This is a genomic window from Pseudomonas helmanticensis (genome assembly GCF_900182985.1).
Classification (GTDB): domain Bacteria; phylum Pseudomonadota; class Gammaproteobacteria; order Pseudomonadales; family Pseudomonadaceae; genus Aquipseudomonas; species Aquipseudomonas helmanticensis.
In genome coordinates this window covers 1,160,184-1,175,639 of the sequence record NZ_FXUY01000001.1, presented here as the reverse complement: position 1 = coordinate 1,175,639, position 15,456 = coordinate 1,160,184, and the positions used below count along the sequence as shown (strand labels likewise).

Here is a 15,456-nt window from a genome sequence, read left to right as displayed (position 1 = left end):
TCTTGGAATTGGTTCTGTTCGAGCGCTTTATCGCGGCGCGCGCCGTTGCGCTGCATCGCGCAATTGCGCGCTGAAACCCTTGGCTCGCGGTTTTTCCTGTTGTTTTTCAACATGGGCCGGACTGTGCGTCAGGTCTACCGGGTTCAACGTGAACAGAGACGGATCGCTCAACAAGCCATCGGCGCTCAAACCGGTACGGCCCTGACGCCCCTGAATCCACAACTGATCCAGTTCACTTTCCAGACGGCTGCTGCGCACGGCTTGTGAGACGAATTGCCCTGGCACCAGACCCAGACCATTGCCCACCGATTCACTGGTGAACTCACCGACGGCTGCCAGGCGCAGATTGCTGCCATCGACGCCCCACGCCGACAGCTCGGAGATTTCGGCCGCACGCTCGACCACTGGCGTGACGAAGATCGCCGGTTGCGGATCCGGGATCAGGAAGTTGCGGTTGAGGGTATCGGGATCACGCTCAAAGTTGTTGCCGCCTGGCGCCGGGATGAACGGCGTGGCGATATCGAGAGTGATCGCCAGTTCGGCCTGATCGCTGGCACCGTTGCGGTCATTGATGGTGTAGGTGAACACGTCGCGCAGAATTTGCCCCAGGCCCGCGGCGGCAAGGACTGCCGGGTTGTTCTGGTCGATGGTGTAGGTGTAGCTGCCGTCGGCGTTCAGCAGCAAAGTACCGTACAGGCCAATGATGGGCTGACCGATGACCCCGGCCGTTCCGGAATCAGCCTCCGCTCCGGTGCGAATGCCGACCACCACCAGACTGTCGTTATGATCGACATCGCCATCGTTGGGCAGCACGTTGCCGGTGGTTTGTGGCGCCGGCGCCTGATCGCTGGCAAAGCCGCTGTCGTTCTGCGCGACCGGGGCGTCGTTGGCGCCCTGAATCACCACGGTCAGGCGCGCATCCGCAGTCGCGCCGGCAGTATCGACCATGCGGTAGGTAAAGGTTTCGCTAAGGGTTTCACCGGCAGTGCGCAAGGCCTGCACCACGGGATTGTTGTTGTCGATGACGTAGGTGTAGCTGCCATCGGCGTTCAGCGTCAGTTGCCCATAGAGCCCGATCAGCACTTGCCCGGCGCCGGTCGACTGGCCGGCCTGATTGCTCACGCTTTGCACCTGTTTGCTTTCGCCATTGGCCACGCTGTCGACGTCAGTGTCGTTGTCCAGCACATTGCCAGTGGCGTTGCTGCCGGGCGTGCCGTTGTTGACGCCACCGGCCTCGACTGCCGTGGCGCTGTCATCGACGGCAACCGGCGTATCGTTGCGGCCATCGACGGTGATGCGCAGCTCGGCAGTGCTGGTGTCGCCCCAGCGGTCGACGATGGTGTAGCTGAACACTTCGTTGAGGGTCTGACCGCTCTGGCGCAAGGCTTGTACGGCAGCGAGGTTGTTGTCGACGGTGTAGCTGTAGCTGCCGTCGGCGTTGATCAGCAGGTCACCATACAACCCGCGCAGTGAAGTGCCGACGCTGCCCACCGTGCCGATGTCAGTGACGGTGCCGGTGTGAATGCCGATCACCGACAGCGGGTCGCTTTCGGCATCGGTGTCGTTGCTCAGGACATTGCCGCCGGGGTTGATGCCGGGTTGATTGTTGTTGCTGCCGCCAGCCTCAACCGCTGTCGCGGTATCGGTATTGGCCACCGGTGCCGAGTTGCGGCCGCGAATGATGATGTGGATTTCCGCCAGATCGTTCTGTCCGCCACGGTCAGTGACCTGATAGGTGAAGCGCTCGTTGAGAAATTGCAGCGGCCCGAGGGCCAGTACGGTCGGATTACTGGAGTCGAGGTTGTAGGTGAAGCTGCCGTCGGCGCCGATGATCAATTGCCCATAGAGGCCGTTGATCAGCGTGCCATTGCTGTTGTCGGTGCCTGCGGTGACCCCGGTCAGGCTGCCGCCGGCGTCTTCAGTGCCGAAACGGATGCCGGTGACGGTTTTGCTGTCACCCTGGTCGACGTCAGTGTCATTGGTCAGCACGTTGCCGCTCGGGTTGACGCCGTTGCCGTTGCCGTTATCGGCCACGGCGAGCGCGGTGTCATTGGCGGCGACCGGCGCATCCCAGGCGCCGTCGATGCGAATGCTCAACTGCGCGGTGTCGGTGGCACCGGCAATGTCGCGCATGCGGTAGGTGAAGGTTTCCACCAGTGAGTCGCCAACTTTCAAGGCCTGCACGGCGGCCAGATTGTTATTGATCACGTAGCTGTAAGTGCCGTCGGCATTGATTGTCAGTGTGCCGTACAAACCGTTGAAGGTTTGCGCGACGCCAACGTTGGTGAAGGTGCCGCCCGCCGCTTCGATGCCGGTGCGGATGCCGGTGAGCACTTTGGCGTCGTTGGCATCGACATCGTTGTCGTTGCTCAGCACATTGCCGCCGGGATTCACCCCAGGCGTACCGTTGAACGTGCCGCCAGCCTCGACGGCCACGGCACTGTCATCACTCGCCAGCGGATTGTCGTTGGCCCCGCGAATGGTCAGGGTCAGCGTTGCGGTACTGGTAGCGCCGGCCAGGTCGCGGATCTGATAAGTGAAGGTTTCCGTCAGGGTGTCGGCATTGCTGCGCAGTGCCTGGACCTGCGGGTTGAGGTTATCGACCAGATAGCTGTAGCTGCCATCGGCGTTCAGGGTCAACCGACCGTAAGTGCCATTGAAGGCGCTGCCGATCAGGCCGACCGAAGAGCCTTGATTGACGCCGATCACACTCAGCACTTCACCGTTGCCATCGACATCGCTGTCATTGCTCAGCACATTGCCGCTCGGATTGCTGCCCGGCGTGGCGTTGTTCAGGCCACCGGCCTCGACAGCGGTGTTGCTGTCGTTCTGCGCGATTGGCGTGTCGTTGCGCCCCTGAATACTGATGTTCAGCGTCGCGCGATCAGTGGCGCCGGCCGCGTCGATGACCTCGTAGCTGAACGCATCGAGTAGCGTGTTACCGGCGCGCAAGGCCTGCACCGCCGCCATGCTGTTGTCGAGGCGATAGCTGTAGCTGCCGTCGGCGTTCAGGGTCAGCCAGCCATAAGTGCCGCGCAGTTCCATGCCCAATGTGCCGGCCGTGCCAGTGCCTGCCTCTGGGCCGGTGCGCACCGAGGACACAGCGCGTGTTTCGCCATAGTCGTAATTGGGCAGATCGCCGGGGACTTCGCCGCCATCGACATCAGTGTCGTTATCCAGCACGTTGCCGCTCGGGTCTTGTCCGGGCTGGCTGTTGTTGAGGCCACCGGCCTCGATGGCCACACCGGCATCATCATTGGCAATCGGGTTGTCGTTCTGCCCGCGAATCAACACGATGATTTCCGCCGTGTCGGTTTGCGGGGTCGCGCCAACGCCATCGCTGACGGTGTAGGTGAAACGTTCCGAGAGCAGATCGGCGCTACGGCGCAGGGCCTGGACGTCGGGGTTGCTGTTGTCGACTTCGTAGACGTAGCTGCCATCGGGGAAAATCGTCAGCGTGCCGTACAGCCCGGCAATCACCGTACCGCCGAGATTGACCGCGATGGGCGTGCCTGGATCCGCGCTCGCGCCGGACTTGATCAGCGTCACCGTCAGTGGGTCGCCATCGGGATCGGTGTCGTTGACCGTGACATCGCCCGAAGGGTTGACGCCCGGCGTCAGGTTGTTGATCCCGCCCGCTTCGGTAGCGACGGCGATGACGTTTTGCGCCACGGGTGGATCGTTGACGCCGTGGACGGTAATCACCAGTTGCGCGGTGTCGGTGAGGCCAGTGGTGTCGGTCACGCGGTAGGTGAAAAACTCGGTCAATGTCTGCCCTGGCGCCAAGGCCTGGACCGCCGCATTGGTACTGTCGACGTCATAGAAGAACGAGCCATCGGCGCCGATGCGCAAGGTGCCGTAAAGGCCTGCAACCAAGGTTCCATTGGCTGAGGTGGTGCCGGTGGCGACGCCGCTGAGCACGTCGACGGCCGGGTTGTAGGTGGCTTCGCTTTTGTTGATCACGCCGTTGACCAGCAACTGACTGCTCGGCTGATCGTTGGCATCGACGTCCTGATCGACGCCGTTGCCACCCGGTTGAGTGATCGGCCCCGGACGGCTGGGGAACTGAATCACGTTGCCACTCGGATTGCTTTCTGAAGCCGTGCCGTTGGTTGACGCGGCTTGCGCAGAGGCGGCGTCGTCGCTGGCCACCGGGTTGTCGTTGGCGCCCTGGATGACGATACGCAATTGCGCGACATCGTCCAGCCCGCCGGTATCGGTCAGCCGATAGCTGAAGAACTCGACCAGTTGTTGCCCGGCACTCAGGCGCTGAACCGTGGCGTTGCTGTTGTTGACCACGTAGCTGTAAGTGCCGTCGGGGTTGATGGTCAAGGTGCCATAGAGCCCGGCAATCGCCGTGGCGCCGCTGACGGCGGTGAAATTGCCGGAGCCAGCCTCGGCTACCGGGCGGATGCCGGTCACCGTGCGGGTTTCGCCGTTGGCCGCGCTGTCGACGTCCAGATCATTGCTCAACACGTTGCCCCTGGCGTCACTGCCCGGTGTGCCGTTGTTGACGCCGCCGGCCTCGATGGCCACGCCGTCGTCGTCGATGCCTTGCGGCGTGTCGTTGGCGCCCTGAATGGTCACGCTCAATGTAGCGGTCGAGGTTTCACCGGCGAGGTCAGCGAGCACGTAATTGAAGTCGTCGCGCAGGGTCTGGCCTAACAGGCGCAGGGCCTGCACGGCGGCGTTGTTGTTATCGACGACATATTGGTAGGAACCGTTGCTGCCAATCACCAATTGGCCGTAAAGACCATTGATTACCGTCACGCCGAGCACCGGCGTCTGAATGCCGGCACCCGGGCCGACCGACACCACGTGCAGTTGATCGGCGTTGGTGGCGATGTCGACGTCGGTGTCGTTGCTCAGCACATTGCCGCGCGGGTCGATACCGGCCGAGCCATTGTTGTTGCCACCGGCTTCAACGGCCGTGGCGCTGTCGTTGACCCCGACCGGGTTGTCATTAACGGCGGCGAGGATGATTTGCAGGGTGTCGGTGTCGGTCAGCGCATCGGCTGCGGTGCCGGGAATCCCATCGCCGTCGGCATCGCCGTAGTTGCCCCGGTCATTGCTGAGCACGGTGAGGGTGTCGGTGCCGTTGAAGTTGGCATTGCCCAGATATTGCAGGCTGGCCAGCGCGGTGTTGATGTCGGCGAGGTTGCCGGTCAGGGTCATGCTCGCGGTGTTGGCGCCGCTGACGGTGACGCCGGGCACGGTCGCGCCGAGGAACAGTGTGCCGTGGGTGACCGTGAGAATTACGCTGATCGCCCGGTCGTTGACGTTCGGATCGCGGTCGGCATCGATATCGGTAACGCTGATTCCGCCGATATTCAGCACCACGTCTTCGAGGCCGTTTTGCGTGCCGGGGAGGGTGTTGACCGGGGCGTCGTTCTGCTCGACATAACCGGCGTTGGCGCTTTGCGTGTCGGCATCGCCCAAGGTGATGGTGATCTGGCCGAGGGTGCCGGCATCGCTGTCGACGCGCACGCGCAAATCACCCAGTGGTTGCGGATAGCTGACCAGCCCGGCCGGCACGTCGATACGGAACACCCCCAGCGGCAACACGCCGAAGCGGTACTGGCCGTTGGCATCCGTGGTGGTGGTGAATTGCAGGTTGTCGGCCGTGGTATCGAGGCGGCCGTCGGCACCGGCCCAGGTCAGGGTCACGGTTTGTCCGGCCAGACCGGCGCCATCCGGCGTAGCGCTGGCAGTCGGGGTGGCGGTGTCGTTCCACAAGGTGCCGGTGATCACGCCGAGCCCGGCTGTGTCGCGCAAGATGTACTGGTTCGGGCCGACGGCACTGCCATCGCGCTCGCCGGTGGTGGTGCCATCGACGCCGACGCTGTTACCGCCCCAACTGGTGAAGTCTTCCGGCAGGCTGCTCCAGGTCAGTGTCGCGTTGCTGCTGGCGACAATGCTCGAGTTGGGCAGGTCGACCGAGTAGCGCACCTGAATCTGCGCGCCGACATTCAGTTGATCGAAATTGACGCTCAAACCGCCGTTGGTGCTGAAACTGATGCCCGCCGGCAGATTGCCCGGGCCGTAACTCACGCCGTTGATGCTGACGCTGAGCAACGTGTAATTACTGCCGCCAGCAAAGCCGTCGCTGACGCGCGCATCGAACGCCGGCAGACCGCCGTTCTGGGTGAAACTCAGTTGCACCGTGGCGTTGCCAACGGTGCCGCTCGGGTTGGGGTTGAAGTTGATGATCTGCTTATCGAGGCCGCTGAAGCTTGGCTCGACCACGCGCTCGAACACCGTGTCACTGACCGCACGCCCCGCGCCATTGACGACTTCCTGCGCAGTCACCGCCAGTTGCGCGCCGGCGATGTTGGCGGCGATGTTGGTGACACGCACATTGAATTCGATGGAGATGCCTTCGAGGTCATCGTCGTTGCCATTGCCGTTAACCACGTTACCGAGGTTGAACGTCACCACCTGGCTGCCGTCGGGATTGGTGACGATGGTCAAACGGCTCGGGTCGAAGATGCCTTGTGGCGCCAGCCCGGACAGGTCGGAGGTAATCGGCAGGGCTTCGGGGCTGTTTTCGTTGCCGTCGATGTCCAGCGTGCCGCCGACGATCAGGTTGGCGTCGCTGGTCAGACCGCCGTTGGAGATGAAAGCAATGCGCAGGGCATTGACCAGTGCATCCGGCGAAATGAACTGCAAGCCGTTGGCCAGGGTGATCTGTATCTGATAGTTGGGGTTGTTGCCCTCGGGCACCAGCACCACCACTCGGTAGCGGATCACTTCGCCGACGGTGACTTGTTCGACGGTTGCGGTGGTTGGGTTGGGCGCGGCCGTGTCCGGCAGGCCACCGACACGGGAGATTTCGATGGCCTGAGCCACCGGAATCAGCAAGGTCGACAGGTTGCGATAATCGTTGAGCGTGCCGCCATTGAGCACGCCGTCGACGCCGGTACGCTCGCCGGCATTGCCGCCGTCGAGGCTGGTCCATTGCACGCTGGCGACGTTCGCGATGTTTGATAGTGCGGCGGCGCTGGCGTTGACGATGCCACTCAGTTGCAAAACGATGCTGCCGCCCTTGGCGATGTCGATATTGGCGCCGCTGGCGGTGCGCAACTGCCCGCCGACGATTTCGAAGGCAACCCCGCCATTGTTGGTGGCGCCGTTCTGATACAGCACGCCGACCAGCGTGACGTTGCTGAGTTGGGTCGGCAGGGTGTCGAGGAAACTGATGTCGAACGCACTGAAATCGGTGCTGCCATTGCCGTTAGTGATGGTGATATTGAAAGTCACCGTGTCGCCCTGGTCATAACCGCCGAGGCCCGAGGTGGACGTGATCACCTGATTGACCTGCAGGGTCGGTTCGCGCACGGTCACGGTCGGCTGGCCACCCGAGAGGGTGACGGTGCGATCCACGGCGACGGCGCCGTTCGGTGTGTCACTGTCCGGATCGCTGAAAATCAGTTGCGCATTGTTTTGCAGTGAGACGTTAGCCTGGTTGGCGATGACGTTGTTGGCCACCAGTTGCAGGCGAATCACGAAGGTGTTGTTGCCGGTCTGGTTGTCCGCCGACACGCTGGAAACGCTGAACGTCCAGCGCCCGTCCACGCCATCGCCGCCCAACGCGCCGCCAATCCCGGTGAAACCACTGACCAGTACGCTTCCGGCGAAATCGGCGCCGAGTGCGCCACTGCCGACGCGGGTGGTGATGATCTGGTAACCGAGGCCACCGTTGAAACTGGTGTCGAGACGCATGCCCGGTGGAATCAGGTCTTCGATGCGCAGGTTTTGCGTGGTGCCTTCGGGCAGGGTGATGACGATGTCGTAGCGCATGCTTTCGCCGATCACCAGATCGCTGCCGGTGGTGTGCGCGGCACTGGAGTCGCCGGCGTCGAGCGTGCCGTCGGCGAAGACTTTGCTGATCACCGGGGCGGCAATTTGCTGGTTAGCCAGATCGGTGAGGTCGGTCGGGGTGAAGTCGGTGCCGCCATTGACGCTGGCGTAGTTGCTCAGGGTCGCGGTGGATTGCAGGCTGCGGCTGGCCTCGATGGTGGCGCTGACGACCACGTCATAGCTGATCACCACGACGTTGGCGCCGCTGGTATCGGCCGCCGTGCCGCTGCGCCCGGCCAACAGACTGGCCTGACCGCCCGCATCAAGGAAGTTGATCTGGTTGCCGCTAACGCTGTAATCAGTCCCCAACACCAGCAAGGTGCCGTCACCGCGATAAATCTGCAGATTGGCCGCCGCCAGACTGCCGCCGACAAAACTCAAACCCGAGGGCAGCGTGATGCTGGTGCTGACGTCAAACGCGCCGCCGCCACCGCTGTTTTCGATCGCCGTGACCAGGCGCAAGCGGTCGGCACCGTCGATGTTGCTGATGTTGCCATCGACCGCAGACAAATCGGTGACGCTGCCGTTGAACGGCACGCCGGTGCTGCCCGGTGGGTTCCAGCTACCGCTGGTGCCGGTGACCGTGCCGTTCGAGCCGGAGACCACGCCATGTTTGATGTTGAGTACCGGCTCGGCGACGGAAACGATCGCGACCACGTCGGAAGAAATCAATGTGCGGTCGGTGAGGGTGGTCTGCTGGCTCGATTGCGCGAGCACGTCCAGCGAGCGCTGATCGGCAAACGGCTGATCGCCGACTTTGACGGTGAAGCGAATGACGATGCGACTGCCGGTGGTGGTATTGGTGGCAAAACTGCCGAAGTCGAATACCACCGAGTTGCCGTTGGCGCTGATCACACTGACCACACCGCCGGCGTTGGTATTGCCCGGGCCAAGTTCCCACTGGCCGATGTCACTGCCCGAACCCCAGGTAATCCCGGTGACATTGAACAGCGGCAACGGCAGATAAGCCGTCAGTTTGAATTGCTCGTAGTCGCCGGTGACCAGGTCGTAACTCAGTTCGAAGGTCACTTCATCGCCGGGGCGCAGTTCGCCGTTGCCTGGTGGCGCGCCATTATTGACCTCGACCAGACTGATATCGACGTTGCTGGTGGGGATCACACTGGTGGTCGCGGAACCGTCGGTTTCACTCTCGCCGGTGAGGTTGAACTGATCGACCAGCAGCGTGCCGTCTACCGTCGCGGTGTTGCCCAGTTCGTCGCCTTCGTTGATGTCCGGTTGCGGATTGCCTGATGGTGGTTTGTAGGTCTGGCCAACGATGGCTGAGTAACTGAGAACCGCGACCACCGCGCCTTGCAAGGTGTCGTCAAAGGCCAGATCGCCGTTGAGCCAGCCACGAATATTGCCGAACGCGTTACGCAGCGACTGCGCAATGTCGAACACCATTGAGGTCGTGCCGTCGGCGTTGTTAACCACACTGGTGACCAGGGTGATGGTCTGCGCAACACCGTTGATGGTCACGGTGAGCGTCGGTGTGCCGCTCAATGTCTGGCCGTCGCTGAGCTGATCGCGAATCACCAGCTGGCCTTCGTTGAAGAAATCCTTACCGAAGGCAAAGTAATCGGAAATCGCCAGATTGAGCGTGTACTGCAACGTGTCGCCGGGGCTGATACCGGTGTGGCCGATGTCGTTCTGCATCGTCGCGGTTTTCAGCAGGGTGATGGACTTGGCGATGAACTGAGTGCCTTGCCCGGTGCCGCTGAAATCGATGGTGGTGTTCGGTGCGGTAAGGTCACGTGGATCAAGCGGCACCCACTGTCCCGAAGCCGTTGGCGGGCCGAGGGTGACGGTGACGGCATCGCCGGTCACCGGGTTGATTACCGGCTGAGCATTGGCGTCGGCTTCCGGCACGTAGAAGGCGACCACGGTATCGGTCTTGCCGGTGAGACTGTCGTAGGTGACGGTGAACGAATTGATGTAGACGTCGTTGGCCGCAATCAACACGGCGATTTGTGCGGCATTGGTGACCACGGTGCCGTCGTGCAGAGTGATCGAGGTGACCCGGCCGCCGGGACCGGGGGTGATTGCGTTGACCTGGATATTGTCCGGCAGCGGTTGGGTGATCACCACGTTGGTCAGCGTCTGGCCGGGAGCCGGCGTGGCCGACAGCGTCAGCGTGCGCACGTAGTTGGGGCCGGTGGCGGTTTCGCCTTCCGGAGTATTGATGGTTTCGCTGACGGTAATCACCGTCGGGTGCACGACGAATGCTGCGGTGCCGGCCTGAATCAGGCTTGGGTCGTTGGTCGGGTTGTCCAGCGCATCATTGCCGAACTCGAAGCCGCCACTGGCGCGAATGGTCAGGTCAGGCGTGCCATTGGAGAACGCCGTATCGGCCAGGTTGCTCAGGCTGGCGGTGATTTGTACGCCAATCACCGGTTGCTGATTGGTGACGCTGGCGAAGGGCAACTCGATGACCACCAGTTTGTCGCCAGCGCGCATGCCGTAGGTGGCGGCGTTGATGATCAGGAAGTTGCCGTTGGCGTCTTTCGCCAGCGGGTGCGTAGCGTTGCCGTTGGCATCGAACGTCACCACGTGGCTGATCAGGTTTTGCCCCAGGTAGGTGGCGGAAATGAAATTGACGCCGTCGTCGCCATCCTTGCCGGTCGCCGGCATTGCCAGGTTGATGAACGGCGCATAACCCACCTGCGTCGAGGTATTGCTGAAATTCACGGTAAAGGTGAAGCGGTCGCCGAGCAGTACGTCGCCGCCAGCGCTGGAAACACTGGCGGTAGGCGCGGCATCGGCCAATAGACCGTCGAAGTGCTCCATTGCCAGGCTGCTGATGGCGAGGGCTTTGTCGATGTTGCCGACCCTGGTTTCCAGCGTCCAGTCGCCGCCGGCCTTGCTGCTGCCGGTGTCATTACTCGAAGCGCCGACATCGGCGCCGGTCCAGCGCGCGAGTTCGCTGACCAGGGTTTGCCCGGCCGCACCGGCGCCGACATCGCAGCCGTACAGCTGAATGTCGGCACCTTGGGTCAGATTGTTGCGCCATTGTTCGAGGGTCTTGCCCAGCGAGTCGATGTTGTCCGAGCTGACCGTGCGATTGCCCAGGGTGAATTGCCCGGAGGCGCCGTGGGACATGATCTGGATCGAATCGACCTTGCCCAGTTGCGCGAGCGCCGCAGAGATCGCCGCGAGGCCATCTTCGCCGACATTCACCACAATCGCAGTGACATTGCCCGGCAACTGCGCGAGCAACTGGTCGCGGTTTTCGATGCGGCTGTCGATCACCAACAGGCTGCGCGCGGCCGACGGTGCCTGCTCGGTGGCGGCGCGGCCTTCGGTTGGCGTGGCGTGCGGGACTTGAGCATCCACAGCGGTCGGCGGGGCAGCGGGATCGCTGTGATGTTGATCGGCAGCTGCCGAAGCGGCGGCGCCGTCGAACAGAATTCTGGGTTCCAGTGCCAGTGACTGACGCTGCGGGCGCAAATGTGCCGCAGAAAAACCACCTCGTGAACCTTGCATGATCGGCCCTCGTACTGCGCGCAGAATCCTTCCGGTGAGTGCCGACGCCAGGCGACGGACAAATTCAGCGTAGGCCGTTTCTTACGGTTTGCCACCGAATGGGCCGCAGTTTCAGATGCTTGGAGACGCGCGGCGCAGCAGCCTTTGGCTATCACTGTGACGGGGGATTTGTACGAATTGGCGCACAGCAACACTGGCGTCTAGGCTGGTCAATCAGTCGCCCGTCCGGGCGCAACGCCCACGCAGGGACAGGAGCGCAACCGATGAAAGCCCCAGTCAGTGTTTTCTGCCTGATGTTCACGTTGGTTCTCGCGCCGGGAGCCTACGCCGAAGACCCGCCCGCAGCGGCTGCGCAGCCCACGACCAGCGCGGCGGACGACACGCCGCTGGTCAACCCGCAAGTGATCGACAAACTCATCGATATGGGCAATTACCTGCGCAGCCTGGCGAAATTTCAGGTCGATGCCGAAGTGTCGCGCGACACGGTTCTGGAGTCCGGTCAGAAGATCAAGACCGAGTCGTTCAATACGTTGAAAGTGGTTGGCCACGATCGACTGTATGCAAAAAGCGAAGGCGATGTGCGCACCCGCGAATTTTTCTACAACGGCAAGAAGCTCACTCAGTACTCGCCATACCTGAAGTACTACACCACCGTCGATGCGCCGGCCAATGTCGCGGAAACCCTGCATATGGTTGAGAACTTCTACGGTGTGCAAGTGCCGATGGAGGATCTGTTCCTGTTCGGCAGCGATCAGGCGCAGATCGATGCCTTGAAGGCTGCGCTCTATGTCGGCCCGTCGATCATCAAGGGCAAGCTTTGCGACCATCTGGCGTTTCGTCAGGACGGCATCGACTGGCAGTTGTGGCTGACCCGTTCGGACAAGCCCTTGCCGTGCAAACTGGTGATCACCACCACCGACGAAAAGAGTTCTCCCGAGTACAGCGCGGTGTATCAGTGGAACCTCAAGCCAACCATCCCGGACACGCTCTTCACCTTCAAACCGGCCAAGGGCGATGTCGCGATTGCGTTGAAAAAAGCCAGTGATCAGGGAGGGCAGTGACATGAACAAGTCGATGTCGTGGAGTCTGCTGTTATCGCTGGCCACCGCCACCTTCCTGACTGCCGGGCTGATCGCCGAAGCCGACGCCAGGCCGCAGCGCGCGCAAGGCCATGCCCGCGCCAACGTCAACCGCGCACCGGCGCCCAACGCGCAGCGGGCACAACGCATCAATGCGCCGCAACGGACCAATCACGTCAACGCCGGAAACCGTGCAAACGCGGGAAATCGGGTAAACGCCGGCAATCAGGTCAATTCCGGCAACCGCGTAAATGCCGGCAACAATGTCGGTAACCGCACCTACGTCAACAACAGCAATCGCAACGTCAATATCGATAACCATCGCGACGTCGACATCGATGTCGACGGGCATGGTCGCTACGGTTACGACGATCACTATCACCCGATAGCGACTGCGGCGGCGGTGACGGCAACGGTGGCGGTTACCGCCGCTGTCGTCGGTTCGATCATGACCCCGGCGCAAATGCCCAGCAGCTGTGTGCAGGTAATCCGCTACAACGTCGCCTACATGCAATGCGGCTCGACCTGGTACCAGCCGCAATATCAGGGCAGCGATGTGACGTATGTGGTGGTCAACGCGCCTTGATCAGGCTTTCGGCACCCAGGGTTGCATCAGCGCGAGCATGCCACGGCCGCCGCGTCGCAACCCGGTGGCCAGGGTCAGCCACGACAGTTCGGTGACGATGACATGGGCGGCCGGCACCAGCCGCACTTCACCGGCGGTGCCGCCCGCCGGCCCACCGTCCGGCATGAAAATCGTCAGCCAGTCATCCACGCTTTCGACGATCAGGCAGAGGCGAAAGCCTTCGCCCTCGGCGATCATGCCGACCTTCGAACCATCCTCGTTTTCCAACCCGGCAAAACGCGCGGTGGTGTCCTTGAACAGCTGGTAGCCCGGCAGATTGCTCAGCAGCTTGTTTTCGGTGGCTTCCAGCGCCCGTGCCGCCGCCGAGGTGCGCGCGAGCAATCCGGCGAGAAAACACAGGACGATCAGGCCCAGCAAGCTGGCAACCGTCACCAGTGTGACGCCGGCGACATCGAAGCCCTTGAACATTGGCAAGAGCTTCTCGACCGGCCCGCGCAGCAGGTGGATGGCTTTTTCGATCAGCACCACAATCAGCATCAGCGGCAGGATGAATAACAGCCCGCCGATGACGGTGGTCTTGATGAACTTGAACATGACGGCTCCTTGAGTGACGGGCGATCCGCACTCAAGGCTAGCTGATAAAAAAGCCGAGCCGCACGACTGGCTGCCGATGGCCGCTGTACAGAGGCCACCGGTACCGGGTTTTAGTTGATCCGCGGATGCTGCTGCACCAACTCCTTGCGTTTGGCTTCGAGCGCGGCGATTTCGGCGTCGATGTCTTCGATTTTCTGTTCGATGTTGTCGTGGTGTTCTTGCAGCAGTTCCTTGGCTTCTTCCAGATCGGAAGCCGCCGGGGCGGCGCCACGCAGCGGTTTGTTGGCAGTTTCCTTCATGGTCACGCCGGTGACCAGGCCGACCACGGCGATGACCATCAGGTAATACGCCGGCATGTACAGATCGTTGGTGCTTTCGACCAGCCAGGCGACGATGGTCGGGGTCAGGCCGGCGATCAATACCGAAACGTTGAAAGCCGCCGCCAGCGCGCTGTAGCGGATGTGCGTGGGGAACATTGCCGGCAGGGTCGACGCCATGACGCCGATGAAGAAGTTCAGCAACACCGCCAGCATCAGCAGACCGGCGAAGATCAAGCCGATCTTGCCACTGTTGATCAGCATGAACGCCGGAATTGCCAGAATGAACAAGCCGATGCTGCCGACCACGATGAAAGGTTTGCGGCCGATCTTGTCGCTGATGAAACCGATCGCTGGCTGCACGAACAGCATGCCGACCATGATCGCGATGATGATCAGCACGCCACGGTTTTCACTGTAATGCAGGTTGTGCGACAGGTAGCTCGGCATGTACGTCAGCAGCATGTAGTAGGTGACGTTGGTCACCGCCACCACGCCGATGCAGGTCATCAAGCTGCGCCAGTGTTTGGTCGCGACCTCCTTGAACGACACTTTCGGGCCACGCGCGAGGCCTTCGCGGTCACCTTCCTCGAGCTTTTCAACGTGCTGCTGGAAAGCGGGGGTTTCTTCGAGGGCGTGACGCAGGTAGAGGCCGATCATGCCAAGGGGCAGGGCGAGGAAGAACGGCAGGCGCCAGCCCCATTCTTCGAACTTGGCTTCGCCCAGCGTCGTCGAGATCAGCACCACGACCCCGGCACCGAGGACGAAGCCGGCGATCGAGCCGAAGTCCAGCCAGCTGCCGAGGAAACCGCGCTTGCGATCCGGCGCATATTCGGCGACGAAGATCGACGCACCGGTGTACTCACCGCCCACCGAGAAACCCTGGGCCATTTTTGCCAGCAACAACAGGATTGGCGCCCAGATGCCAATCGAGGCATACGACGGAATCAGGCCGATGGCGAAGGTGCTCAGCGACATGATGACGATGGTTGCGGCGAGGACTTTCTGCCGACCGTACTTGTCGCCCAGGGCGCCGAAGAACAAGCCGCCCAAAGGCCGGATCAGGAAGGGCACCGAGAACGTCGCGAGCGCGGCGATCATCTGGGTGCCGGGATCGGCGCCGGGGAAAAATACTTTGCCGAGCACATAGGCGACAAAGCCATAAACACCAAAGTCGAACCATTCCATGGCGTTGCCCAGAGCGGCGGCGGTGATCGCCTTGCGCATCTTGGCGTCGTCGACAATGGTGATGTCGTTCAGGCCGATTGGCTTGACGGTTTTCTTGCATGATTTCATCCGGGTATTCTCTTTGCTGATCCATCTTGCCGCGTAGATGCCATCGATTTGATGGCGCGTGCTCTTTGGCTCAGATACATGAGGACACGAAATAATTCACTGCCCAGCGCATTTTTCCCCAAACATCCCAAAATCTCCCCGTAGGAGCTGCCGCAGGCTGCGATCTTTTGATCTTGGGGCGCGGAGCGTCCCGGGCTGCATTCCCACGCAGAGCGTGGGAACGATCAATCGGTATACGCCG

The 15,456-nt window shown here is 61.9% G+C and carries 5 protein-coding genes; 2 read left to right on the top strand and 3 right to left on the bottom strand.

What is annotated here, in order from left to right; all coding sequences use genetic code 11:
* Positions 1–27: 27 nt before the first annotated feature.
* The gene (locus QOL84_RS05370; RefSeq protein ID WP_283436470.1) at positions 28–11,343 is read right to left on the bottom strand and encodes a VCBS domain-containing protein; all 11,316 of its coding nucleotides are present in this window, start codon (positions 11,341–11,343) and stop codon (positions 28–30) included.
* Between the two features lie 263 nt (positions 11,344–11,606).
* On the opposite strand from QOL84_RS05370, the gene QOL84_RS05365 reads away from it, so the two are divergent.
* Both QOL84_RS05365 and QOL84_RS05360 read left to right on the top strand, forming a co-directional pair.
* The gene (locus tag QOL84_RS05365) at positions 11,607–12,404 is read left to right on the top strand and encodes a DUF2092 domain-containing protein (protein ID WP_283436469.1); all 798 of its coding nucleotides are present in this window, start codon (positions 11,607–11,609) and stop codon (positions 12,402–12,404) included.
* Between the two features lies 1 nt (position 12,405).
* Positions 12,406–13,008, top strand: a complete 603-nt coding sequence (locus tag QOL84_RS05360) for a hypothetical protein (protein ID WP_283436468.1) — start codon at positions 12,406–12,408, stop codon at positions 13,006–13,008.
* On the opposite strand, the gene QOL84_RS05355 is transcribed toward QOL84_RS05360, so the two are convergent.
* Together QOL84_RS05355 and proP are read right to left on the bottom strand one after the other, a co-directional pair.
* Complete coding sequence (locus QOL84_RS05355; RefSeq protein ID WP_283436467.1) at positions 13,009–13,602, bottom strand: DUF502 domain-containing protein; 594 nt, start codon at positions 13,600–13,602, stop codon at positions 13,009–13,011.
* Positions 13,603–13,712: 110 nt separating this feature from the next.
* Complete coding sequence (gene proP, locus QOL84_RS05350; protein WP_283436466.1) at positions 13,713–15,215, bottom strand: glycine betaine/L-proline transporter ProP; 1,503 nt, start codon at positions 15,213–15,215, stop codon at positions 13,713–13,715.
* Positions 15,216–15,456 lie beyond the last annotated feature (241 nt).

Excerpts from the sequence above, each read along its gene's own strand:
- QOL84_RS05365 (WP_283436469.1), top strand. The coding sequence starts at position 11,607 with ATGAAAGCCCCAGTCAGTGTTTTCTGCCTGATGTTCACGTTGGTTCTC.
- QOL84_RS05360 (WP_283436468.1), top strand. The coding sequence starts at position 12,406 with ATGAACAAGTCGATGTCGTGGAGTCTGCTGTTATCGCTGGCCACCGCC.
- QOL84_RS05370 (WP_283436470.1), bottom strand. The coding sequence starts at position 11,343 with ATGCAAGGTTCACGAGGTGGTTTTTCTGCGGCACATTTGCGCCCGCAG.
- proP (WP_283436466.1), bottom strand. The coding sequence starts at position 15,215 with ATGAAATCATGCAAGAAAACCGTCAAGCCAATCGGCCTGAACGACATC.
- QOL84_RS05355 (WP_283436467.1), bottom strand. The coding sequence starts at position 13,602 with ATGTTCAAGTTCATCAAGACCACCGTCATCGGCGGGCTGTTATTCATC.